This window comes from Streptomyces sp. ISL-10, assembly GCF_018614575.1.
Lineage (GTDB): Bacteria > Actinomycetota > Actinomycetes > Streptomycetales > Streptomycetaceae > Streptomyces.
Genome location: NZ_JAGGOJ010000035.1, coordinates 96785 through 119459 on the forward strand (window position 1 = coordinate 96785; position 22675 = coordinate 119459).

The window sequence follows — 22675 nt, forward strand, 5'->3', positions numbered from 1 at the left end:
ACGTAACCGGGCTGCGCGGGGCCCCGTCCTCCGCCCGGCACGGCATCCTCACGCACCCGGCCCGCGCCGTGCGGGGCCGTCCTCCGCACCCGGCTCGCAGACTGCTGCCCACCAGGCCCGGCGCCATCTGCCTCCGTCGGGCCTGAGGCGCGGGGGCACATCCACCCCCGACGGCGATTGAGGAGCAGGGCACGGGCGGGGTCCCGAAACGAACCCAACCGCCATCACCCAGCACGCGCGGGCCCCCCGAACAGAGCCGGCCCCCGCGCCCGCAGGGGCGTGGGGGCCGGGCCCTCGATGGAGCGACGGTCAGCCGATCTCCGCGCCGAACGTCGACAGCGCCTCCGTCACCGGCTGGAAGAACGTCTCGCCGCCCGACGAGCAGTCCCCGCTGCCGCCCGACGTCAGGCCGACCGCCGTGTCGCCCGAGAAGAGCGAGCCGCCACTGTCGCCGGGCTCGGCACAGACCGTGGTCTGGATGAGGCCCTCGACGACGTCGCCGTTGCCGTAGTTCACGGTCGCATCGAGCGCGGTGACCTCACCGTCGTGGACCCGGGTCGTGGAGCCGCTGCGCTGCACCTGCATGCCGACGGTCGCGTCACCCGCCTTGGTGATGGCCTGCGCGCTGCCGTTGTAGAGGTTGACCTCGCTCGGGTGCGCGGTGTCTCCGTTGTACTTCACCAGCGCGAAGTCGTTGCCCGGGAACTGCGAGTCGACCATCGTGCCGATGGCCGCCCCGCCCGCCGAGTCCGACCACTCGCTGCCGGACTGGCCGCAGTGCCCGGCGGTGATGAAGTGCGGCGCGCCGTCCTTGACGACGTTGAAGCCCAGGGAGCAGCGGCCGCCGCCCGAGTGGATCGCGTCGCCGCCGGCGATGAAGGGCTTGAACTCGCCCGCGCTCCGCTTGAGTTCGGCCTTGGCACCGAGACCCTTCACGACGTCCTGCAGCTTTGTCAGTTCGGCGCCCTTGACCGTACGGTCCGCCGTGACGACCAGCTTGTTGGTGACCGGGTCGGTCGCCCAGGAGGTGCCCGGGATGCTCGCCCTGTCGGCCAGCGTCTGCCGGGCGCCGGTCAGTTCGGCCAGGGTGTTCTCGACGATCCGGGCCTTGCCGCCCGCTTCGCGCACGGTCTGCGCCGCGTCCTCGGAGACGACGTTGACCACGAGGGCCTTGGTGTCGGCGTCGTAGTACGCGCCGGCGCCGTCGGCGCCCAGATCCGTCGTCAGCGAGAGGGCGAGCGTCCCCGCCGCCGGTGCGCTGAGGGACTTCACGGTGAACTGCTCTGTGCTGTCACTGGCGTTCGCACTCTGGAACGTGACGCCCGCGGCGACCAGGGCGACTACCGCCCCGCCCGCCACGGCGACTTTTCTCCTGGGTATGCGCCGGTGCTTCAAGACATGACCTCCTGTGGGGGCCGCGCCCGGACAAGTGGGGTGCCCGGACACGGAGGATGGATCGCCCACTATTCCGAGGCGTCGCACTCGCACACAAGGCCGACCCTTGGACGGACACACGACAACTCGCGTGCGTTCACAGCCTCTTCACAGGAACGCCGCCACCCTTCGGCTCGGTGCACCGGCCGTGAAGACGCGCCGGCCGCCGGACGCCCACCCCTCGGCCACGTTCACGCGCCCGGCTCGATCCACCGCATTCCGGACACGGCGCCACCCGCGGGACCGACATCACCGCACCCCGGACTCCCCGCCGTGGCCGCAGCGGCGGATACTGGGACGCGACGCCCGTCGGCCGACGGGCATCCGCCGCGAAGGGGACAGTGTGCGCATCGATGTGAGGACGGACGACGGCCGCACTCTGGTGGCGGAGGAGTGGGGCGCGCCGGACGGCACACCGGTGCTGCTGCACCACGGCACTCCCGGAAGTCGCGTCGGCACCGCGCTGCGCGATGTCACCGAGCGCCATCCCCAGGTGCGCCTCTTCGCCTACGACCGTCCGGGCTACGGGGATTCCGACCGCCGCGAGGGCCGCCGGGTGGCGGACGCGGCCGGCGACGCGGCGGCGGTCGCCGACGCACTCGGCATCGGCACGTTCGCGGTCGTCGGCCGCTCGGGGGGCGCGCCGCACGCCTTGGCCTGTGCGGCACTGCTGCCGGAGCGGGTGACGGGGGCAGCGGCGCTGGTCAGCCCCGCACCGCGGGACGCGGACGGGCTGAGCTGGTTCGCGGGCATGACGCCGATGAACGTGGACGAGTACACGCTCGCCACCACCGACCCGGCGGCGCTGGAACGGCTGTTGACGGCCCTCGCCGACGAGATCCGGGCGGACCCCGTACGACTGCTCGACCAACTGCGCGGCGCGCTCTCGAAGGCCGACGAGCCGGTACTCGCCGACGAGCGGGTCCGTGCCGTGCTGCTCGCCAACTACCGTGAGAGCGTGCGGGTCTCGGCGTACGGCTGGTTCGACGACACGCTCGCGCTGGCGACGCCGTGGGGGTTCGACCCCGAAGTGATCGAGCGCAGGGTGCTGTTGTGGCACGGCGCGGAGGACGTCTTCTCGCCGGTCGGCCACTTCCACTGGCTCGTCGGACGCATCCCCCGCTGCACGGCCGTGCTGGAGCCGGGTGCCGGGCACTTCACGGCGCAGTACGCACTCGGCCGGGCCCTGGAGTGGCTGCGGGAGGGGTGAGGAGCGCCGGGCCGGCGGAAAGGCCGGGCCGAACGTGCATGGCACCGTTCCTCCCCGCGTGGAAGCCCCCGCCCGGGGGTCCGGGCAGGGGCGCGCGTCCGGCGGGGGCAGGACCACCCGCGTCAGTAGACGCTGACTCCGTAGGCGCTGAGCGCTTCGGTGACCGGCTGGAAGAAGGTCGTGCCGCCCGTGGAGCAGTTGCCGCTGCCGCCGGAGGTCAGGCCGATGGCCCGGCTGCCGGAGTAGAGCGGACCGCCGCTGTCGCCCGGTTCGGCGCAGACGTTGGTGCGGATCATGCCGTAGACGATGTCACCGCCGCCGTAGTTGACGGTGGCGTTGAGGCCCGTCACGCTGCCGCTGTGGGTGCCCGTGGTGGAACCGCGGCGGGTGACGGACATCCCGACGGTGGCGTTGGCCGCGCTGGTGATGTCGACGCTGCCGACGGTGCCCGGGTGGGACAGCGAGGTGTTGGAGTAGCGGACGATGCCGTAGTCGTTGCCGGGGAAGCTGGACCCGGCCGTGGGGCCGATGGTGGTGGTCCGCGAGGAGTTCGTGTACCAGGTGCCCGCGCCGTCGGTGCAGTGGCCGGCGGTCAGCAGGTAGTAGGTGCCGCTGCTGCTGCGGACGTTGAACCCGAGGGAGCAGCGCCAGCTGGAGGCGTAGATGGCGTCGCCGCCCGAGATGAGTTTGGAGAAGGTGCCGGGGGTGCGCTCGATGCGCAGGGCGCCGGCGTTGCTCCCTGCCTCACGCTTGATCCTGGCGATCTCGGCCTGGGAGACGGTGCTGTCGGCGGTGACGACAAGCGTGTTCGTCGCTTTGTCGATGTGCCAGGCGGTACCGGCCACATCGGCTTCGAGCACGGCGTCGCTCGCGGCGGAGAGCTGGGTCGCGCTGTAGGTCTGCGCCTGGTCGGCGCTGGCGGTGGCGGTGGGAAGAGCCAGTGCCGCGGCCGCGATCAGGCCGGTGGACACGGCGAGCAGGCGGGTGCGTCTGCCGGTGGGGGTGCGGGGGATGGTGCGCTTGATCCTCACTTGTCGTTCCTCCCGAGGGGAAAGGGGGCCCTTTTCGTGGGGGTGGGGCCCGGTGAGGCGCAGTCATGAAGCACGGCGGCCCGTTCGCAAGCCGGACAAGCCATGCCCCTGACAAGCGCTGATCGGGAGTATTAGCGGCGTCAACCAACCGCACAAGGGCAGGTTTCGGCCGCCGTGCGCATGCACGACGGCCGGCCCCGACGGCTGGGATGTGCCGGGGCCGGCCCTGCTCTGCTGTGCTCGGGTCGCCCTTTGAGACGGGTCAGGCACCGACGAGGTTCCGTTCCCCGGCGGCGACCGCGACGGGCAGGGTGTTGCCCGGCGGCGGGAAGGGCAGAGGAAGTGGTCGGCGAAGGAGCACGGGGGCAGCAGCGCGCGGTTGAGGTCGATGTCGACGATGAGGTCCGGCCCGGGGGCGGCGGGCCGCAGGAAGCGGAAGCGATAGCTGCTCTCCCCGCTGGTCGCGTCGGCGAAGACCGCCCACAGCGAACCGTCCGCCTCGATCGCCGCCTTGAGGGCGCACGGGGCCGCCGAGTTCGAAGAGGAACTCGCCGCCGATGCCGAGGCCGCGCTCGCGTCCGTCCGCGTTCTCGACCCGGACGCCGGTGTGCTCCTCGTACGGCCGGAAGCGTCCGGGCAGCCCCCCACCACGGGTCGTACGCGGACGCCTCGATCCCCTGGAACGCCTTGCGCGCCGGTGCGTCGGTGCGTCGGGGCGAAGTCGGGTACGGCCTTCGCGGCGCATGACGACCAGTCGGCGTCCAGCGTGCCCGACCCGGGAGTCGGGGATGGGCGTGTGGTCGGCGGTGAGCCGGACGGTGCCGGTGAACGGCTGTCCGTCGAGGGTGAGACCGTCCTCGGGCCCGGCGGTCACCCACCACCTCGCCCCGTCCTCCAGCCATGTCCCCGGGACGGCCGGAATTCGCCCCTCCGGGTGGTCGGCGAGCATGGGAGCACCTCCGCCGAAGGCGGGGAGAGGGCGCCCGTGAGGGACAGCGGACCGTACGGTCCGCGGACCATGGCCACACGGCGTTCGTGCCCAGGTGTGCCAATCCGCTCGCGCCGCTCGTCGTGCCGGTTCCGCCCGTCCGTGCTCATGCGGTCAGCCCTGCCACGCCGGCTCGGTCGGCCCCAGGTGTGCGCGCAGGTCGGGCCCGCGTACCGCGTACGGAAGACCCGCGCTCCTGGAGCGCGCGGCCGGCATCCGCCGGCGGCAGGTCTCGACGGGCCGGCTGACCGGGGGCCGGCCCGCTGCCGATTATCCCGTCGGCGGGCCGGCGGGGGCGTTCAGCAGTCGCAGCCGCACCCGTCGCAGCAGCAGCTGTCTCCGCAGCTACTGCAGCAGTCACAGCAGCTGCAGCAGTCGCCGCAACTGCTGCAGTCGCACTGGCTGCACAGCCCGCCGCGCCGCTCCCGGCTCCACGGGTCCTCGAACGTGCCACAGCACATCTGGCAGGTGCAGGCCAGCCCGGCCCACACCAGGCAGCCGGCGATGAGCCCCCGGCGGTCGCGCCGCGGCGGCTCGGGCGGCAGCGGACCACCGGGTCCGCCCGGACCGCCGGGGCCGGGGGCGTACGGATTGCCGGTACCCGGCGCGTACGGACCCGGCTGGTGCGAGCAGGTCGTCGTGCCGAAGGACCGGTCAACGGAGTTGCGCAGCTCATGCGCGAGCAGCACATGCACCAACCGGTCGTCCACGAAGCGGACGTCCTTCAGCGCGAGCCTGATCCCGTGCACCGCGTCGTCGGCGAGGCGGCGCGCCTCGGCGAGGGAGGTGCCGGTCTCGGTGAGAGGGTTCCAGGCGCCCGACGCCGCGTCAGTCTCCTTGTCCTCCACGGCGTCCAGCAGATGCGCGAGCCGCCCGAAGAGCCGCCCGGCCTCGGCGAGCGGGGCCGTGTTCTCGGGGCGGCCGGCGAGCACCGCGGTGTGCGCGAACGCGGCGGCGGTCGCGGTCTCGGTCGGCTCGGTGACGGTGAGCAGGGAGGTACCGGGCCCGGCCAACGCCTCGATCCCGGTCTGCCGGTCGACGGCGTCGACGAGGAGCGCCGTGTCGAACCCGAGGGCGGCACCGGAGCGCGCGCCGGCCCTGTCCCAGCCCGCGGCGACGCGGCGGGCGGCTGCGGCGACCGGCCTGCGGGCCAACACGCCGTCCCTGTCGGCGACGTGGTCGCGCACCTTCGCAGAGGCGAGGACGAGCGAGACGGCCGCGGCCAGCTTCGCGCCCTCGCCCCGGGCGACAGGCGCGGTGCGCATGGCACGCAGCGGGCAGGGCCCCGCGGTGCGCCGCTGTGCGGGGGTGCGTTCGCTCTGAGCCTCCGTCAGAACGGAGACGATCAGGCCGTCGTAGTTCGTCACGATGCGGGCGAACTGGCCGTGGTCGGCGCGAAGCGCCAGGCACAGCCCGCACAAGTGCGCCATCCACTCGGTCTTCAGTGCGTCACCGAGCCGGTGCGAGCACGGCCTGACTATTCCGAACAAGTGGGTCCCCCGTGAGTCGTTCGACAGATCGGGGGCAATCGTACCGACGGGCCGTTCACCCGTACGTCCCCAAGGTCACCCGTCTGGTCCGACTTTTGTATTTTGATCCCCTCATGCCGCCTGTGCAGCAAGAACCTTGACGAATCGCCACATCTTCTGCACCAGTACCGTCACGAATCCTCTGCGCGGCGGCTATCCACTTGGCGCGCGATCCGCATGATGGACGACCATAGGGGTGCGGAACGACAGACCGCAGTGAGACCACTGCAGCACGGAAGGAGGCGTCCATGGGTTCGGTACGCAAGGCGAGCGCCTGGCTGGGACTCGTCGAGGACAACGACGGGCGTTACTACGACGACGAGTACGCCGAGGGCGCGGAGACGGGTGACGCATGGGTCACCGACCCCCGGGTGCGTGTGGCCTCCGAATCCGCGCAGCAGGAGGGCCGCCGGATCGCCACGGTCTCCCCTGACGGGTTCCGGGACGCCCGGGGCATCGGTGAGCTGTTCCGCGACGGCGTTCCCGTCATCGTGAACCTCACGGCGATGGAGCCGACCGACGCCAAGCGCGTCGTCGACTTCGCCGCGGGCCTCGCCTTCGGCCTGCGCGGCTCCATCGAGCGCGTGGCGACGCGGGTCTTCCTGCTGACCCCCGCCGACACACAGATCGTCAGCGGGGATCCCGCGGGCCGTTCGCAGGACGGCTTTTTCAACCAGAGCTGAGCAGGGCCCTCGCCGGTCGGCACCTGGGCCGGCAGCGGGCCTACCGGAACGCGTCGAGGCCGGTGAGCGCCTTGCCCAGCACGAGCTGGTGCATCTCGACGGTGCCCTCGTAGGTGAGCACCGACTCGAGGTTGGTGGCGTGCCGCATGACGGGGTACTCCAGGGAGATCCCGTTCGCGCCGAGGATGGTACGTGCGGTGCGGCAGATCTCGATCGCCTCGCGCACGTTGTTGAGCTTTCCGAAACTGACCTGCTCCGGCCGCAGCTTCCCGGCGTCCATCCGCCTGCCGAGGTGGTGGGCGAGCAGAATGCCCTTGTGCAGCTCTACGGCCATGTCGGCGAGCTTGGCCTGGGTGAGCTGGAAGCCGCCGATCGGCCGGCCGAACTGTTCGCGCGTCTTCGCGTACGCCACCGCCGCCTCGAAGCTGGAGCGCGCGGCGCCCATCGCACCCCACACGATCCCGTAGCGGGCGTGGCTCAGACAACTGAGCGGTCCGCGCAGACCGGCGACCTCGGGCAGCACCGCGTCGGCGGGCAGCCGTACGTCGTCCATGACCAGTTCGCTGGTCACGCTCGCGCGCAGAGACCACTTGTGCTTGATCTCGGGGGCGGAGAATCCGGTGCTGTCGGTGGGCACGACGAAGCCGCGGATGCCCTCGTCCGTCTGCGCCCACACGACCGCGACGCCGGCGACAGAGCCGTTCGTGATCCACATCTTGCGGCCGGTGAGCACCCAGTCCGAGCCGTCGCGCTTGGCGTAGGTGCGCATGGCGGCGGGGTCGGAGCCGTGGTCGGGCTCGGTGAGGCCGAAGCAGCCGATGATCTCGCCCGCGGCCATGCCCGGCAGCCAGCGCTCCTTCTGCTCCTGGGAGCCGAAGCGGTGGATCGCGTACATGGCCAGCGACCCCTGCACGGAAACGAGGGAGCGGATGCCGGAGTCGGCGGCCTCCAGCTCCAGGCAGGCCAGTCCGTACTGAACGGCGGTCGCCCCCGCGCAGCCGTAGCCGTCGAGGGACATGCCGAGCGCGCCGATGGAACCGAGTTCGCGGGCCAGCTCGCGGATACCGGGCAGCTCACCGCGCTCGTACCAGTCGGAGATGTGCGGCATGACGCGGTCGGCGGCCCAGGCGCGGACGGTGTCGCGGATGGCGAGGTCCTCGGCGTCGAGCAGGTCGTCGACGCCGAGCGGATCGGCCGGGTCGAAGGGCGGGAGCTTCGAGGATGCGGACATGAGGTGGCCTCCGACGGCTCTCCGGCAGCTCGGCGCTGCGGAACACTGATGACGGGCCGTTTCGAAAACTAGCAGCGCTAGTTACGGCTTGGCCCGACGTTACGGCTCAGTGTGCCGCGCGTCCAGACCCGACGGCTGCCGGGCGGCGGCGCACGGCGACCGGTGCGCGAGGGCGCTCCCGTGCCCGGGCCGGCGCGCACTGCGACCGACGCGGGCGGGGCCCGGGTGGACCCGGGGCCGGGGCCACCCGCTCAGCCACGCTCGCCGACGTCACCCCGCGGCGGGGCCGGTTGGGCAGCCCCGGAATCGGGGCCACCCGCTCAGACGTGTCCGGCGACGTCGTCCTGCGGCGCAGACCGGGTGGTCAGCGGTCCTCCCGGCCCGCGGCTCCCCGGGATGCCCGCCGTGGAGCGGAGCTCGCCGGTTCCGGCGCGGACGGCTGCCGCGGCCGGCAGTCGTTCGCCGGCGTTCTCGTGGCGCGCCTCGTCGCGTCCGGCGCGGGACGACGGCTCGCGGCACGACGGGATCGCCGCGTCGGGGCGGGGGGCCGCGTCGGGGCGGGCGGGCGCGTCAGGGCGGGGGGCCGCGCAGTCCATCGCCCTCGGCAGTCGCAGCGCGGCGACCGCGCCGAGGAGCAGCAGGCCCGCGCTGACCAGCAACGCGACGTGCAGGCCGTGGACGAAGGAGTGACGGGCGGCGGTGCGCAGCAGGTCACCGACGGGGCCGCCGAGGCGATCGGCCTCCTGGTATGCCTCGCCCAGCGAGTGCGCGGCGGCGGAGCTCGCGGACGCGGGCACACCCGCCACAGAGGCGACGGCGGGCCCGTACGCCGCGTTCATCACGCTGCCGAGCAGCGCGATGCCCATGCCCGCGCCGAGCTGATAGGAGGTCTCACCGATGGCGGCCGCTCCCCCCGCCTGCTCGGGCGGCGCCTCGCTGAGCATCGACTCGTACGCGGCGAACAGCGTGGTCTGCAGGCCGAAGCCGAGCAGGACGAAGCCCACGGTGAGCAGCAGCGGCCGGTCCTGCTGCCCCATCAGGACCAGCAGCAGCACGGCCGCGGCGGTCAGGACGAAGCCCCAGCCCACCATCCGGCGCGGCCCTGTGCGGCGCAGGGTGTAGGAGCCGGTGGCGCCCGCGGCCATCGCGGCGAAGGTCAGCGGCAGCAGCCGCAGCCCCGTCTCCAGCGGGCTGAGCCCGAGGACCAGCTGGAGGTACTGGACGGCGATCAGTTCCAGGCCGACCAGCGCCAGCATCGCGAGGACTATGCAGCCGACGGACGTGGAGAACGCGGCCCGGGCGAACATGCGCATGTCGATGAGCGGATGCTCACGCCGCTTCTGCCGCCGCACGAACGTCACCAGGAGCACGGCGCCGACGAGCAGCGGTCCGACGGCCCTGATGTCCAGCAGTTCGGCGCCGGCGCCGAGCCGCTTGACCCCGAGGACCACCCCGAGGACACCAGCCGCGGCCGTCAGCGCGCCGAGCACGTCCCACGGACCGTCGTGTCCGCCGCGCGACTCGGGCAGGAGCCAGCGGCCGACGGGCAGGATGAACGCCATCAGCGGGATGTTGATGAGGAAGACGGAGCCCCACCAGAAGTTCTCGACGAGGAAGCCGCCGAGCACCGGTCCGGTCGCGGCGCCGACGGCGGCGACCGCCGTCCAGATGCCGATGGCCGTGGCACGCTCGCGCCGGTCGGGGAAGACGGCGCGCAGGATGGAGAGCGTCGCGGGCATGATCATCGCGCCGCCGACGCCGAGCAGGGCACGGGCGCCGACCAGCACTTCGGGGGTGGGCGCGAAGGCGGCGACGGCGGAGGCGAGCGCGAAGAGCGCGTAGCCGATGAGCAGCAGCCGTCTGCGTCCGACCCGGTCGCCCAGCGTGCCGAACATGATCAGCAGCGAGGCGCAGACGAGGGGATAGGCGTCCACGATCCACAGCAGCTCGACACCGCTCGGCCGCAGGTCCTCCGTGACGGCGGGGACGGCGACGTGCAGGACGGTCGCGTCCAGGGCGACGAACAGCAGGCTGACGCACAGGACCAGCAGGACGACCCAGCGGTTGGCACCGCCGCCGGCGGCGCGCAGGCGTGCCCCGGCCGTGGTCGTCACGGACATGTACGAACCTCCCAGTGAAGCCTCGCGCTCGGTGGACCGGCCGGGGACGGTGCTGCTGGCAGGTCCCCGCAGGCGGCCCGGCATCGACGGGCGAGTGAGCGCCAGCGTACGCGAGTTCCAGCGGGGTGCGCGTGGCCGATCTCTCACCCGCGCTCACGGCCGGTGTGGCGTACGCCACTCCGGCCACCGGCACGGGCGGATCCCGAGCACTCCTGAACGGCACGAAAATTCCACGCGGTGCCCCGGTGAACCATTTCCCGATGCCCTCCAGGAATCACCCCGGGAAGACCGTCCGATAAATAGGGAACAAGGTCAGCGGTTTTTCCTGACGGGCCTTGAATAGAAGAGGATCTGAGACAAACTCCACATCACATAGGCATCACGAAAGGAGTGGATCGACCTGACGCGGCACTCACTCGCTGTAACGTCGATTGGGTGCGTACCGACATCTTTGCCCGGCTGGACCGGGAGCCGGAACCGCCGAAGATAGAGATCCCGCGGATGAGCCGCACACGTCTCGCGCTCTTCGGCGGGACGTCCGCGTTCTATGTGGCCATCGTCGTCGCCGTGCTGGCATCGACCTGGCTCGTGGCCCTGGACTGGAAGCTCATGCTCTTCCGTCCGTACGAGCAATGGCCCGAACAGCACGCGTTTCTCGATTACTTCGTCGTACTCGGCCAGCGCGGCCCGACGGCCGTCATGGTCGCGGCGTGGCTGGGCTGGCGCTCCTGGCGTCAGCACACCCTCAGGCCCCTGCTGGCGCTCGGCGCGGCTCTGCTGCTGCTGAACGCCACCGTGGGCGCGGTCAAGATCGGACTCGGCCGGCTCGGCCCTCACTACGCGACGCAGATCGGCTCGGCCGAACTCTTCGCCGGCGGCGATATATTTCCTTCCGGACATACCGCCAACGCCGTGGTGACCTGGGGCATTCTGGCGTATCTGGCCACCACGCCGAGGGCCCGCCGGTATCTGTCGGCCCTGTCGGCCGTGGTCTCCCTCGGTGTCGGACTGACCACCGTCTACCTCGGTACGCACTGGCTGAGCGACGTCCTGCTCGGCTGGGCCGCCGGACTGCTGATCCTGCTGGGGCTGCCCTGGTGCGAGCCGGTCATCGCCCGCGCCGAGCGGTTCATCCTGGCGCTCCGCGACCAGTGGCGTGCGCGCCGGACACTGTCCCCCTCCCGCCCGGTCGCTGCCGGGGGCCCGAGGCCCGCGGTGTTCCCGCCGCGGGTGCACGCGCCCACGGCGGACGATCCGTCACGGGAGCCGGTTGCCATGGTCGGTGGCGCCCGGCCCGGTCCGCCGGCCGGCACGAGGACGACGGCGTACCCGACGGCGACACACCCCCAGCGCCCGCACGCGGTGCGCTCCGAGCGCTCGCCCGTCACCCCGTCGGGCAGCAGACGCCCGCCGCACTCGCGGACCGTCACGGGCGGCTGAGCAGCGGCATCGATCAACGAAGAAGGCCCCGGCACACAACGTGCCGGGGCCTTTCGCCGTACGTGGGTCCTTGCCGGCCGTGCGCCGCTTCAGCCCTTCCAGCAGCGGATGACGGTGCCGTCGCGCACCTCGAAGTTGAGGCGGCCCGCCATGTACTCCATCGTGATGATCGATCCGGGCGGCAGGGCCCTCACAGTCGTCCAGCCACGCTCACGGGCTTGCTGCTCGGCGGCCTGCGCGCCGAGGCCGACATAGGAATCCGGCGCGTCGTCGGGCTGCTCGGGAGGTGTCGGTATGGGTGCCATGCACTCCACCGTAGGCGGCAGCGGACGGTGACGGAAGCGGGGAACTCGATCACCCCAGCAGCCCCGTGTACCTCACCGGTCACGCTTCTGTCACAGGATCTCGACACCGTTCCGGTGGAGTTCCGCGTGAGCCCGTTCACCCGAACGGGTGCTGTGAGGGTGTTCGCCGAATAATGCGACGGGGAGCCTTGGCGATCATGCCCGATTTCGGCTGCGGAATTACCTGAGCGGCCGGCGGGCCGAATTCACGCAGACGGTGAATTCACCGCTTCCTTACCAAATCCCCTCATCCGTTACCCCGGCGCGATCGGTCCCGATGCCAGCGCACGAGAGAGACGGTCGCGTACGTCCCTGATGCGGTCGGTCAGCTCGGGCGGCTCGACCACCTCGAAGTCCACGCCCATCAGCATCACGTGGATCACCAGCACGTCCAGACCGGCTGCCCCGGTGCGCAGCAGGCAGTGGGACGCGTCGATCGCCTCCAGCACCCCGTCGGAGGGCCCGATGGTCCGCGCCGCCTGCTCGGCGGAGGTATGGAGTCTGATCACCGCGCGGGCCGCGTAGGCGGTGGTGGAGACGCCTTGGGAGACGTAGCCGGCCAGGTCGTCGGCCGGTGGCGTGCGCGGGGCGAAGCGCGGGCCGTGCGGGGGCTTGGGCGTGATCCGGTCCGCGCGGAACGTCCGCCAGTCGGCCCGGTCCACGTCCCAGGCCACGAGGTACCAGCGACGCTCGGTGCACACCAGCCGGTGCGGCTCGACGGTGCGGCGGGTCGCGGTGCCGGCGTGGTCGAGGTATTCGAACCGAAGCCGCTCGCTGTCGCGACAGGCGTTCGCGAGCTCGGTCAGCACCGACGGGTCGAGCTGTGTCTGGGGCGTCCGCAGCATCGGCACGGTGAAGGCGTTGAGTGCGCTCACCCGGCGGCGCAGCCTGCCCGGCAGCACCTGCTCCAGTTTGGCGAGCGCGCGTACGGAGGTCTCACCGATGCCCTCGATGCCCTGGCCGGCCGCCGTGCGCAGCCCGACGGCGACGGCCACCGCCTCATCGTCGTCGAGCAGCAGTGGCGGCAGTTCGGCGCCCGCGCCGAGCTGATAGCCGCCGCCCGTGCCGGGACTCGCGTTGACCGGATAGCCGAGCTCCCGCAGCCTGTCGACGTCACGGCGCACGGTGCGCGGGGTGACGCCGAGCCGTTCGGCGAGAGCGGCCCCCGACCATTCGCGATGGGCCTGCAACAGCGAGAGAAGGCGCAGGAGTCGTGCCGAGGTCTCCACCATGGGCCCGAGTCTGCCAGCCGTTGCGGACAGCTTCTGTCCGCAGGCCGGGCAGCGCGGGGATGAGCGAGCGGATCAGTCCGTCGCCGTGACGCGTACGCAGAGGTCGTTGTCGCCCGTGTAGCAGGGCCCGGCCAGACCGCTGTCCGTGCGCTGCTTCGGGTAGACGAAGATGCCCTTCTTGTCCCAGACGTCGTCGAGGATCCGGGAGACCCGGATGCCCTCGGCGTCCGCGGTGGGACGCAGCCACAGCTCCCACAGCTGCTCCTTGCCGCCCGCGGAGTCGGCGATGGAGGCATAGGGAAGGGTGAAGCCGAAGGCACGGCCCTCGCCCGTCACGGGAACCGCGTGCACCCGGCCGCCCGAGCTGAGGCGGGCCTCCGCCACGGCGCCGTCCCCCAGCTCCGTGCCGTACAGGAGCCCCTCCACGGACATCGAGCCCCGCCCCGGCGGGAGACCGATGTCACCCGCCTCGGCGTGCGGGGCGCGGAGCCAGCAGCGGACCGCGAGGCCGCCCGCCGCCGTGGGATACGGGACCCGTACGGCTATCCGGTCGGCCTCGGGCGTCAGGTCGACCAGGGCCCGCAGGTCCCGCACACCGGGCTCGACGGCCTCCCCGGACGCGGTGAAGACCTCCCAGCGGCCCTCGGCGAGCTCGGTCCCGGCCTCCAGTACCGCCTTCGCCGTGCCGTCGCCGGCGTCGGTCAGGGGCAGCCGGACCTCCTGACCAGCGCTGCCGGCTCCTGCCCGCCGCAGGACGAGCGCGGCGCCGGCTCCGACAACCTCGAAGACGACGGCTCCCGAGGCGTCGGCGACGCAGTGCGCCCGCGGGGTCCGCCGCCCGCCTGCCGTGGTGGACGTGCTCATGTGCTCTTCTTCCCTCGGCGGATCACGTCCGCGGCAACATAACGCAGCCCATAAGCCCCGTCATAGAGCGCGCTCCTGCCGCGGTGCAGCGCTTCGCGCAGCGAGCCGCCCCCCTTGTGCCGCACGTCCCGGGCCGCGAGGTCGGCGAACAGCGCCTCGTGCCGCTCGGCGATACGGGCCGGGTCGAACCGTGCGGAGGCGGCCAGCGCCGCCTGCCCGGTGCGCCGGCGCAGCTCGTCGTCCTCGATCAGCCCGAGCAGCGCGGCCGCGATCGCGTCCACGTCGCCGACCGGCACGAGCCGGCCGTCGACGCCGTCCTCGATGATCTCGCGCGGCCCGTGGGGGCAGTCGGTCGAGACGACGGGGAGGCCGCAGCGCATGGCCTCCACGATGGTCATGCCGAAGGACTCCAGGGTCGAGGTGACAGCGGCCACGGAGCCCTTGACCCACTCGGCCTCCAACGGGTTGGCCGTACCCATGAGGAAGACGTGGTTGTGCAGGCCGCGCTTGTCGATCAGGGCACGCAGGGCCTTCTTCTCGTTGCCGGTCGCGTCGCCGCTGCCGTAGATCCGCAGCCGCCAGTCGGGCCGGGCGGCGACCACCTGGGCGAAGGCCTCGATGAGCACGTCGTAGCGCTTGACGCGGGTGAGCCGGCCGGCCGCCACGACCCATCTGGCGGTCGAGTCCGCGGGCGCCACCTGCGGCGCCGGCACGCTGTTGGGCACCGCCTCGATACGGACGCCGGGCAGGTCCAGCTGCTCGCGGTAGGCGCGTGCGTCGGCGTCGGTGACCGTGGTGACCGCATCGAGGACCGCGTAGCGGTGGGCGATCTCCCGGCGCAGCCGGTAGCCGTGGCTGTCCAGCGTCAGATGCTCCTGGCCGATCCGCACGATGCCGCGCGGGGCCTGGCGGGCGATGTGCACATTGAGGCCTGGTCTCGTGCCGACGACGACGTCGGCGTCCAGCGACTGCAGATGGGCCCCGATCCGGAGGTCGGTGAGGCGGCTGTACTGCTTGTGCCGCCCGTCGCCGCGCGGGAAGACCTTCGCGGGCCGCGCGGCGAGCGGGTCGTCACCGTCGTAGCCGGGGCTCTTCTTGCGCAGGTCGACGAGGTGCTTCATCGTCACGCCCTCCGGAGCGCCCATGGTGGGCTCGTCGCGGTGGCGGAAGACGGAGACGATCTCGACTTCGTGCCGTTCCGCGAGCGTCCGGGCGAGGTTGAACGTCGTCCGGATGGTTCCCCCGATGCCATAGGCGTTGTGGAGCAGAAATGAAATACGCATGCGTCGCCGCGTCCCCCTGATGTGCTTCGCTCCCCCGGTCCTGAGGGCGCCCCGTCAGAACTGTACTGGCCGGTCAGGGGCGGTACGGGAGCTGGGGCACGGTGAAGCAGTTCCGGGTCATGTCCCCGCCCTGCGTGATCCACCCCCGGCCGTCCTGCCGGCGCGCGACGGACAGGCACGCGCGGCGGCTCGCCGGCGGCTCGGCCAGGCGCTCGAACGAGACGGGGAGCAGCAGCCCGCGGGCCGTGTACGGCTCGGGCCGTTGCAGGTAGCGCGCTCCACGCAGTCCCTGGTCAGGGCCGCGGAGCAGGAGCGGGCTGCGTCGGTGAACCACATCGCCGCGGCCCAGCCCTCCAGCTGCCCTTGGGGAAAGCGGGGTCCCCTTCTTGACGGTCCGTCGTATCGCGTCGCGGAACTCCCGTACGGCGGGTGGCCGGTGTCCTCGTAGTTGCGGCTCGAACCGGTCACCCACAGCGCGTTGCGGCACCGGGGGCGCGTCCTTGTAGTGGCGGGCCACGAAGGAGGACAAGTTCTGGACGTTGGTCACCTTGGCGGTGACGTGCACGCCGATGTCGTCCATGGCCTTGCACAGCTGGGCGTTGCCGTGTGTGTCCATGGCGTCGAAGACGACGTCCGCGCGACTGCGGCCGATGTCGGCGGCCACCGCACGGAAGTTGGGCAGCGCGAAGTCGACCTGCTCGGGCACCACGCGTAGCCCTCCTTCTCCAGGCCGTGTTCCAGGAGGCGGGCGTACGCGGCGGACGCGGCCTGGTTGTAGGAGACGACGGCAGCGGTACGGGTGCCTTGGGCGCGCTTGAAGTAGCGGTAGACCTCGGTGCCGCCGTAGAGCGTGCCGTCCCAGCCGCGCGCTTCGCCGGTTCGCGGCGTGCCGCTGCCGTAGATCCCGTACAGATGCGGATAGGTGTCGTACGCGGGGCCGATGGGCTGGCCCCTGATGTCGGGCACGCCCGCGTCGGCGACCCGGCGCGCGCCGGCGTAGTCGAGGACGGTGGTGGCGACGAGGGCGAAGACCTTGCGCTCGTCGATCAGCTCGTGGACGCACTCTCTGTTCCCGGCGCCGCTGCCGCCGTCGTCGCAGCCGACGACCGCGGCGAGCAGCGCATGCTCGCCGTGGCCCGCGCCCTGCCGGCCCGCGCCGAGGTGGTCCTCGTCGACGAACCGGTACGCGGTATGTCCCCGGCCCTGGCGGCCCGCGCATACGAGCTGCTGCGCGCCTCGGACGCCGCGGTCGTCGTCGCCGAGCAACGGCTGCCGCCCGGCCTGGACCCGGCCGCCGGTCCGGTGGTGGTGCATGAACTGCGCCGTGGGGAGGTCGTGTTCAGCGGGGAGCCCGGCGATTTCCCCCGGCCCGCCGGCCCCGGCTCGCGTCCCTGACACAACCGATGGACACGACCGGCGAACACGGCCGACGCACGACCGATGACGCACCGGCACGGCCGGTCCGCAGCGATCCAGTACCCCGCCACGCCGCCACAGGACCACCGCGCCACCGATTCGGTGCCCCTTCACGCGTGACCCCTGCCGCATATCACCCGTTGACCCGTTATGAGCCGGGACCCGCCCGGCGCACCTGATCAAGTCCGAGGAGCCACCCGTGCCGCGCATGCTCGACGTCAGCGAGGACGTACGCGCCGAGATCGGCGACGAAGAAGCCGACCGGCTGCTCGCCGGCCACAACGCACCGGGCAGCTACGACTGCACCTCCTGCCGTACCCCGGGCGACTCCGAGCAGGAACGCACCAGCACGGTGCTGTTCGTCGGCGAGGAGACCGCCGTTCTCGCCTTCGCCCACGCCACCTGCATCCCCTCGCAGGTCGTCCAGGTCGCCGAGGACCAGCTCCAGGGCGCCGTCCGGTCCATCACCGGTGAGGAGCCGCGGATCGCGGGCGCCGCGCCCGAGCAGGCCGTGCTGGGCGTCACCAGTGGTCTGATCCTGATCAACGGGGCGCTGCACCCCGCGCTCGTGGTCGAGCCGACCGCGCCCATCGCCCGTGCCGGCACCTCGGGATTCGGCGGAGACGAGTTCCTCCCGCTCCTCGTCGAGCAGGGCTTCCGGCCGGTCTCCGACGTGAACCAGGTGCCGGGGCAGCTGCCCGGATGGTCGGTGCTGGTGGCCATGGGCCGGCTGCACGCCGTGCTCCAGCCCGGTACGGGCGGCGGCGGCCAGGTCGCCTGGTGGCAGGCCCACCAGCCGCTCCAGGTCACCGAGGGCTGGCGTACGGCGGCCAACAAGACGCACACCGTGCTCGTCTTCGCCGCGCCGGTCGGCTCCATCGGTCAGCAGCCGCGCGAGGACCTGCTGCGCGACGCCCTGGAGAAGGCTGCTGCGAACGGGCGTCTGGTGGCCGCCTCGATGCCACTGGCGGGTACCTGACCGTTCCCCTGCCGGCCCTCGGGACGGCACACCGCCCGGCCCCGGGCCCTGCCGTGCCGGGAGCCGCGGCGGCACGCGGACGTACGCCTGGAGCGCCCCGCCGCCCCCTGGCGAGCGTCCGTGTGCCCGCGCGGAGCCACAAGGGCTTTCGTCCCCCGGAAGCATGCAGCTCGCCCCAGCCCGCATCCGCATCACTTCCCCGTCGTTGCAGGTACGTGCACTCATACGACCCCTCCCGCCAGCCGTACCAGAGCCACATTCCCGCGATGCGCCCGGCGCGTGACGGATCGGCAGGCCATTCGGCCACACCGATCTACGACGCGCTGTACTCCGAGTACCTGAGGGCGTTCAAGACGCTGCCGGGTGACCGCAGCGGCGAGGAGGACCTCGGATTCCGGCCCTTCGGGGCGACGGGACTGCACAGCAGCCGGGGCGGCCACGGGGGCTACGGCAGCAACACCGGTCATCCGAACACAGGGGTGCACCAGGGAAATTGGCAGCCGTACCACCAGGTCGGCCGGCACAGCGCTCCGCAGCCCGCCGCACTGCCGCCGGGACCGCGCCAGGGTGTGTGACCCCGCTCGCGACATGGAGAAGGGTGCCGACGCATCTGGCGTCGGCACCCTTCCTCATGTCGGCGTCACTTCTTGCGGCCGCGCTTCTCCCGCACCCGCACCGAGATGTGGATCGGCGTGCCCTCGAAGCCGAACTCCTCGCGCAGCCGGCGCTCGACGAAGCGCCGGTAGCCGTGCTCCAGGAAGCCGGAGGCGAAGAGGACGAAGCGGGGCGGCTTGGTGCCCGCCTGCGTACCGAACAGGATGCGGGGCTGCTTGCCGCCGCGGATCGGGTGCGGGTGGGCAGCGACGAGCTCACCGAGGAAGGCGTTCAGCCGGCCGGTGGGGACACGGGTCTCCCAGCCGGCGAGCGCGGTCTCGATCGCCGGGACCAGCTTCTCCATATGGCGGCCGGTGACGGCGGAGACGTTGACCCGCGGCGCCCAGGCGACCTGGCCGAGCTCGGTCTCGATCTCCCGCTCCAGGTAGTAGCGGCGCTCCTCGTCGAGGGTGTCCCACTTGTTGTACGCGATGACCATCGCCCGGCCCGCCTCGACGGCCATGGTGATGATGCGCTGGTCCTGGACGCTGATCGACTCGCTCGCGTCGATCAGGACGACGGCGACCTCCGCCTTCTCGACGGCGGCTGCGGTGCGCAGGGAGGCGTAGTAGTCCGCGCCCTCCTGGAGGTGGACGCGGCGGCGGATGCCGGCCGTGTCGACGAACTTCCAGGTGACGCCGCCGAGTTCGATCAGCTCGTCGACCGGGTCGCGGGTGGTGCCCGCCATTTCGTTGACGACCACGCGCTCCTCGCGCGCGACCTTGTTCAGCAGGGAGGACTTGCCCACGTTCGGGCGGCCGATCAGGGCGATGCGGCGGGGGCCGCCGACCGCGTTGCCGAAGGTCTGCGCCGGGGCGTCCGGCAGGGCCTCCAGAACGGCGTCGAGCATGTCACCCGTGCCGCGGCCGTGCAGCGCGGAGACAGGGTGCGGCTCGCCGAGACCGAGCGACCACAGGGCGGTGGCGTCGGCCTCGCCGCTCGGTCCGTCGACCTTGTTGGCGCACAGCACGACGGGCTTGCCGGCCCGGCGCAGCAGCTTGACGACGGCCTCGTCGGTGTCGGTCGGGCCGACCGTGGCGTCGACGACGAAGACGACCGCGTCGGCGGCCTCGATGGCGTACTCGGCCTGGGCGGCGACGGAGGCGTCGATGCCGAGGACGTCCTGCTCCCAGCCGCCGGTGTCGACGACCTTGAAGCGCCGCCCCGCCCACTCGGCCTCGTAGGTGACGCGGTCGCGGGTGACGCCGGGCTTGTCCTCGACGACCGCTTCGCGGCGGCCGATGACGCGGTTCACCAGGGTCGACTTGCCGACATTGGGGCGGCCGACGACGGCGAGGACCGGCAGCGGGCCGTGGCCGGCCTCCTCGATCGCGCCTTCGACGTCCTCGACGTCGAAGCCCTCTTCCGCGGCGAGCTCCATGAACTCCGCGTACTCGGCGTCGCCGAGCGCTCCGTGGTCGTGCTGGTCGTTCATGAAGTCCGTTCCTCGTTCGTCACTGGGCCGCGTGCTGTGTGGCCCATTACTCAAGTCTGGCTCAACGCCCGGTCAGGCGCTTTGCGTTTTCCAGGTGGGCGGTCAGCCGCTCCTGGATGCGTACGGTGGCGTCGTCAAGCGCCTTGCGCGTACGCCGTCCGCTGCTGTCCCCCGCCTGGAAGGGGTCGCCGAAGACGACGTCGACCCTGCTGCGCAGTGGCGGCAGTGCCCTTATCAACCGTCCGCGGCGCTCCGTGCTTCCCAGGACAGCGACGGGCACGATGGGCGCGCCGCTGCGCACGGCGAAGTACGCGAGCCCGGCGCGCAGCGAGGCGAAATCGCCCTCGCCCCTGGTGCCCTCAGGGAAGATACCGAGGACGCCGCCGTTCTCCAGGATCCCGAGGGCACCCGCGATGGCGGTCCGGTCAGCCGTCGTACGGTCCACCTTGAGCTGCCCGATCCCGGTCAGGAACGGGTCCAGCGGACCGACGAACGCCTCCTTCTTGATCAGGAAGTGCACGGGCCGCGGGGCGGTGCCCATGAGCATCGGCCCGTCGATGTTGTGCGAGTGGTTCACCGCGAGGATGACCGGGCCGGCGGCGGGGACCCGCCAGGCGCCCAGGACGCGCGGCTTCCACAGCCCGTACATCAGGCCGATGCCGATGCCCCGCCCGACGGCCGCGCCCTTCTTCGAGGGGACGGTCACTTGGCGGCCCGCTTCTCCTCAACGAGGGTCACGACGCACTCGATGACCTGCTGGAGGGTGAGGTCGGTGGTGTCGACCTCGACCGCGTCGTCCGCCTTGGCGAGCGGGGACGTCTTGCGGCTGGAGTCGGCGGCGTCGCGCTTGATCAGCGCCTCGCGGGTGGCCGCGACGTCGGAGCCCTTGATCTCCCCGCTGCGGCGGGCGGCCCGCGCCTCGGGCGAGGCGGTCAGGAAGATCTTCAGGTCCGCGTCGGGGAGGACGGTGGTGCCGATGTCGCGTCCCTCGACGACGATGCCCTTCTCGGCGCTCGTGGCGATGGACCGCTGCAGCTCGGTGATCCGGGTGCGCACCTCGGGCACGGCGCTCACGGCGCTGACCTTGGAGGTGACCTCCTGTGTACGGATGGGGCCGGCGGCGTCGAGACCGTCGACGGTGATGGCGGGCGCGGCCGGATCGGTGCCGGACTCGATGACGGGCTTGCCGGCGGCACTCGCGATGGCGGCGGGGTCGGCGACGTCGATGCCGTTGTTGATCATCCACCAGGTGATGGCGCGGTACTGGGCGCCGGTGTCGAGGTAGCTGAGCCCCAGCGCGGAGGCGACGGCCTTGGAGGTGCTCGACTTGCCCGTGCCGGAGGGGCCATCGATGGCGACGATCACGGATTCCACGGTGTCGGACACCTTTCAGCTCGCGGGAGAGGGCGGCGGGACTGCCGGGGGCCCTGCCACAAGGTTACCGAGTGCCGAGCGGCCTCTTTACCCACCCGTGGGGGGCGGAGGGCGGGGGGCGGGGCGTCGGCGGGCCGGACCGACCGGAGGCCGTGCGCCATGCACCGTCCGGACCGCCCCTGCACCCGTGTGCGGCCCGGTGCAGGGCCCCGTACCGGCGGCGAAGGCGCTATTGGCGCAGAGCCCAGCCGCGTTCGCGCAGGGACGCGCTGAGGACCTGGGCCGCCGCCGGTTCCACCATGAGCTGGACCACGCCCGCCTGCTGGCCCGTCGCGTGTTCGATGCGGACGTCCTCGATGTTGACGCCCACCCGGCCGGCATCCGCGAAGATGCGGGCGAGTTCGCCCGGCTGGTCGCTGATCAGGACCGCGACGACCTCGTACGCGGCCGGCGCCGCGCCGTGTTTGCCGGGGACGCGGGCGCGGCCGGCGTTGCCGCGGCGCAGCACGTCCTCGATGCCCTGCACCCCGGTACGGCGTTTGGACTCGTCCGCGGCCTGCAGCGCCCGCAGCGACTGGACCGTCTCCTCCAGGTCCGCGGCGACGCCGGCCAGCACGTCGGCCACCGGGCCGGGGTTCGCCGACAGGATGTCCACCCACATCCGCGGGTCGGACGCCGCGATCCGGGTCACGTCGCGGATGCCCTGGCCGCACAGCCGTACCGCGGTGTCGTCGGCCTCCTCCAGGCGGGCCGCGACCATCGAGGAGATGAGCTGCGGGGTGTGCGAGACGAGGGCGACGGCGCGGTCGTGGGCGTCGGCGTCCATCACCACGGGAACGGCCCGGCACAGCGCGACCAGTTCGAGCGCGAGGTTGAGCACCTCGGTGTGGGTGTCGCGGGTGGGCGTCAGCACCCACGGCCGGCCCTCGAAGAGATCGGCGGTGGCCGCCAGCGGTCCGGAGCGCTCCTTGCCGGACATCGGGTGTGAGCCGATGTACGACGACAGGTCCACGCCCAGCGCCTCCAGCTCGCGGCGGGGTCCGCCCTTGACGCTGGCGACGTCGAGGTAGCCGCGGGCGAGGTCCGCCTGCATCGCCTCGGCGAGAGCCGTGGCGACGTGCGCGGGAGGCACGGCCACGACGGCGAGATCCACCCGCCCCTCGGGCGACTCGTCCGTGCCCGCGCCGAGCGCGGCGGCCGTACGGGCCTGCGCCGCGTCGTGGTCGACGAGATGCACGTGGACACCGCGCCCCGCGAGGGCGAGCGCGGCGGACGTACCGATCAGTCCTGTTCCGATGACGAGCGCGGTTCTCACTGGGCCATGTCCTTGCGGTGTCCTTGCCTGGGTGACGCGGAGCGGGCTGCGACTTCTTCGTTCAGCCTAGTCAGCCCACGCGCGCCGGGCCGCGACGCCCGGTCCGCGAGACG

18 protein-coding genes and 3 pseudogenes are annotated in these 22675 nt (G+C 72.2%); 6 read left to right on the top strand and 15 right to left on the bottom strand.

All coding sequences use genetic code 11. The features are described from left to right. Nucleotides 1-309: 309 nt before the first annotated feature. The gene (locus J7E88_RS31280; protein ID WP_215186814.1) at nucleotides 310-1395 is read right to left on the bottom strand and encodes a S1 family peptidase; all 1086 of its coding nucleotides are present in this window, start codon (nucleotides 1393-1395) and stop codon (nucleotides 310-312) included. A gap of 382 nt (nucleotides 1396-1777) precedes the next feature. Here J7E88_RS31280 and J7E88_RS31285 point away from each other — a divergent pair, with 382 nt between their 5' ends. Then, nucleotides 1778-2644 (top strand): alpha/beta hydrolase, encoded by an 867-nt coding sequence (locus tag J7E88_RS31285; RefSeq protein ID WP_308307674.1) that lies wholly within the window; start codon nucleotides 1778-1780, stop codon nucleotides 2642-2644. A gap of 122 nt (nucleotides 2645-2766) precedes the next feature. Here the strand turns inward: J7E88_RS31285 and J7E88_RS31290 are convergent, their stop codons facing one another. The 3 genes and pseudogenes from J7E88_RS31290 to J7E88_RS31300 all read right to left on the bottom strand — a co-directional run bounded on the left by J7E88_RS31290 (nucleotide 2767) and on the right by J7E88_RS31300 (nucleotide 6153). Next, on the bottom strand, nucleotides 2767-3675 hold the full coding sequence (locus J7E88_RS31290; RefSeq protein ID WP_215186815.1) for a S1 family peptidase: 909 nt from the start codon (nucleotides 3673-3675) through the stop codon (nucleotides 2767-2769). A 262-nt stretch (nucleotides 3676-3937) separates the two neighbouring features. Next, a pseudogene (locus J7E88_RS31295) lies at nucleotides 3938-4738 on the bottom strand (DUF1684 domain-containing protein); the annotation flags it as partial. Nucleotides 4739-4962: 224 nt separating this feature from the next. Beyond that, nucleotides 4963-6153: a DUF5685 family protein gene (locus J7E88_RS31300; RefSeq protein ID WP_215186816.1), complete on the bottom strand. Its 1191-nt coding sequence runs from the start codon at nucleotides 6151-6153 to the stop codon at nucleotides 4963-4965. A 287-nt stretch (nucleotides 6154-6440) separates the two neighbouring features. On the opposite strand from J7E88_RS31300, the gene J7E88_RS31305 reads away from it, so the two are divergent. Beyond that, nucleotides 6441-6875: a cell division protein SepF gene (locus J7E88_RS31305; RefSeq protein ID WP_215186817.1), complete on the top strand. Its 435-nt coding sequence runs from the start codon at nucleotides 6441-6443 to the stop codon at nucleotides 6873-6875. A 40-nt stretch (nucleotides 6876-6915) separates the two neighbouring features. On the opposite strand, the gene J7E88_RS31310 is transcribed toward J7E88_RS31305, so the two are convergent. Together J7E88_RS31310 and J7E88_RS31315 are read right to left on the bottom strand one after the other, a co-directional pair. After that, nucleotides 6916-8106, bottom strand: a complete 1191-nt coding sequence (locus tag J7E88_RS31310; RefSeq protein ID WP_215186818.1) for an acyl-CoA dehydrogenase family protein — start codon at nucleotides 8104-8106, stop codon at nucleotides 6916-6918. A gap of 320 nt (nucleotides 8107-8426) precedes the next feature. Beyond that, the gene (locus tag J7E88_RS31315) at nucleotides 8427-10226 is read right to left on the bottom strand and encodes an MFS transporter (RefSeq protein WP_215186819.1); all 1800 of its coding nucleotides are present in this window, start codon (nucleotides 10224-10226) and stop codon (nucleotides 8427-8429) included. Between the two features lie 435 nt (nucleotides 10227-10661). Here J7E88_RS31315 and J7E88_RS31320 point away from each other — a divergent pair, with 435 nt between their 5' ends. Continuing rightward, complete coding sequence (locus tag J7E88_RS31320) at nucleotides 10662-11666, top strand: phosphatase PAP2 family protein (RefSeq protein ID WP_215186820.1); 1005 nt, start codon at nucleotides 10662-10664, stop codon at nucleotides 11664-11666. An 89-nt stretch (nucleotides 11667-11755) separates the two neighbouring features. Here the strand turns inward: J7E88_RS31320 and J7E88_RS31325 are convergent, their stop codons facing one another. The 5 genes and pseudogenes from J7E88_RS31325 to J7E88_RS31345 all read right to left on the bottom strand — a co-directional run. Continuing rightward, a complete protein-coding gene (locus tag J7E88_RS31325) occupies nucleotides 11756-11971 on the bottom strand; it encodes an I78 family peptidase inhibitor (RefSeq protein ID WP_215186821.1) in 216 nt (71 codons plus the stop codon). A gap of 293 nt (nucleotides 11972-12264) precedes the next feature. Beyond that, nucleotides 12265-13242 carry a YafY family protein gene (locus J7E88_RS31330; RefSeq protein ID WP_215186822.1) on the bottom strand — a complete coding sequence of 326 codons (978 nt, stop codon included), beginning with the start codon at nucleotides 13240-13242 and terminating at the stop codon, nucleotides 12265-12267. 72 nt (nucleotides 13243-13314) lie between these two features. Continuing rightward, complete coding sequence (locus tag J7E88_RS31335; RefSeq protein ID WP_215186823.1) at nucleotides 13315-14106, bottom strand: hypothetical protein; 792 nt, start codon at nucleotides 14104-14106, stop codon at nucleotides 13315-13317. After that, a complete protein-coding gene (locus J7E88_RS31340) occupies nucleotides 14103-15389 on the bottom strand; it encodes a glycosyltransferase family 4 protein (RefSeq protein WP_215186824.1) in 1287 nt (428 codons plus the stop codon). The genes J7E88_RS31335 and J7E88_RS31340 overlap by 4 nt, the downstream gene beginning before the upstream one ends. Nucleotides 15390-15462: 73 nt before the next feature. Beyond that, nucleotides 15463-16487: pseudogene (locus J7E88_RS31345) on the bottom strand (ABC transporter substrate-binding protein); the annotation flags it as partial. A 12-nt stretch (nucleotides 16488-16499) separates the two neighbouring features. Between J7E88_RS31345 and J7E88_RS36510 the strand changes: the two are divergent. The 3 genes and pseudogenes from J7E88_RS36510 to J7E88_RS31355 form a co-directional block, all read left to right on the top strand. After that, nucleotides 16500-16784 (top strand): annotated as a pseudogene (locus J7E88_RS36510) (ABC transporter); the annotation flags it as partial. A 220-nt stretch (nucleotides 16785-17004) separates the two neighbouring features. After that, entirely contained in the window at nucleotides 17005-17784 is a 780-nt protein-coding gene (locus J7E88_RS31350; protein WP_215186825.1) for a hypothetical protein, read from the top strand. 266 nt (nucleotides 17785-18050) lie between these two features. After that, a complete protein-coding gene (locus J7E88_RS31355; RefSeq protein WP_251023472.1) occupies nucleotides 18051-18359 on the top strand; it encodes a hypothetical protein in 309 nt (102 codons plus the stop codon). Between the two features lie 65 nt (nucleotides 18360-18424). Here J7E88_RS31355 and der read toward each other — a convergent pair whose 3' ends face one another. The 4 genes from der to J7E88_RS31375 form a co-directional block, all read right to left on the bottom strand. Further along, nucleotides 18425-19873: a ribosome biogenesis GTPase Der gene (gene der / locus J7E88_RS31360; protein WP_215186827.1), complete on the bottom strand. Its 1449-nt coding sequence runs from the start codon at nucleotides 19871-19873 to the stop codon at nucleotides 18425-18427. Between the two features lie 61 nt (nucleotides 19874-19934). After that, a complete protein-coding gene (locus J7E88_RS31365; protein ID WP_251023493.1) occupies nucleotides 19935-20522 on the bottom strand; it encodes a 1-acyl-sn-glycerol-3-phosphate acyltransferase in 588 nt (195 codons plus the stop codon). A 53-nt stretch (nucleotides 20523-20575) separates the two neighbouring features. Continuing rightward, entirely contained in the window at nucleotides 20576-21259 is a 684-nt protein-coding gene (cmk, locus tag J7E88_RS31370) for a (d)CMP kinase (protein WP_215186829.1), read from the bottom strand. Between the two features lie 217 nt (nucleotides 21260-21476). After that, nucleotides 21477-22562 (bottom strand): prephenate dehydrogenase, encoded by a 1086-nt coding sequence (locus J7E88_RS31375; protein ID WP_215186830.1) that lies wholly within the window; start codon nucleotides 22560-22562, stop codon nucleotides 21477-21479. Nucleotides 22563-22675: the final 113 nt, after the last annotated feature.

Excerpts from the sequence above, each read along its gene's own strand:
- der (WP_215186827.1), bottom strand. The coding sequence starts at position 19,873 with ATGAACGACCAGCACGACCACGGAGCGCTCGGCGACGCCGAGTACGCG.
- J7E88_RS31355 (WP_251023472.1), top strand. The coding sequence starts at position 18,051 with ATGCGCCCGGCGCGTGACGGATCGGCAGGCCATTCGGCCACACCGATC.
- J7E88_RS31365 (WP_251023493.1), bottom strand. The coding sequence starts at position 20,522 with ATGTACGGGCTGTGGAAGCCGCGCGTCCTGGGCGCCTGGCGGGTCCCC.
- J7E88_RS31315 (WP_215186819.1), bottom strand. The coding sequence starts at position 10,226 with ATGTCCGTGACGACCACGGCCGGGGCACGCCTGCGCGCCGCCGGCGGC.
- J7E88_RS31340 (WP_215186824.1), bottom strand. The coding sequence starts at position 15,389 with ATGCGTATTTCATTTCTGCTCCACAACGCCTATGGCATCGGGGGAACC.
- J7E88_RS31335 (WP_215186823.1), bottom strand. The coding sequence starts at position 14,106 with ATGAGCACGTCCACCACGGCAGGCGGGCGGCGGACCCCGCGGGCGCAC.
- J7E88_RS31330 (WP_215186822.1), bottom strand. The coding sequence starts at position 13,242 with ATGGTGGAGACCTCGGCACGACTCCTGCGCCTTCTCTCGCTGTTGCAG.
- J7E88_RS31310 (WP_215186818.1), bottom strand. The coding sequence starts at position 8,106 with ATGTCCGCATCCTCGAAGCTCCCGCCCTTCGACCCGGCCGATCCGCTC.
- J7E88_RS31325 (WP_215186821.1), bottom strand. The coding sequence starts at position 11,971 with ATGGCACCCATACCGACACCTCCCGAGCAGCCCGACGACGCGCCGGAT.
- J7E88_RS31305 (WP_215186817.1), top strand. The coding sequence starts at position 6,441 with ATGGGTTCGGTACGCAAGGCGAGCGCCTGGCTGGGACTCGTCGAGGAC.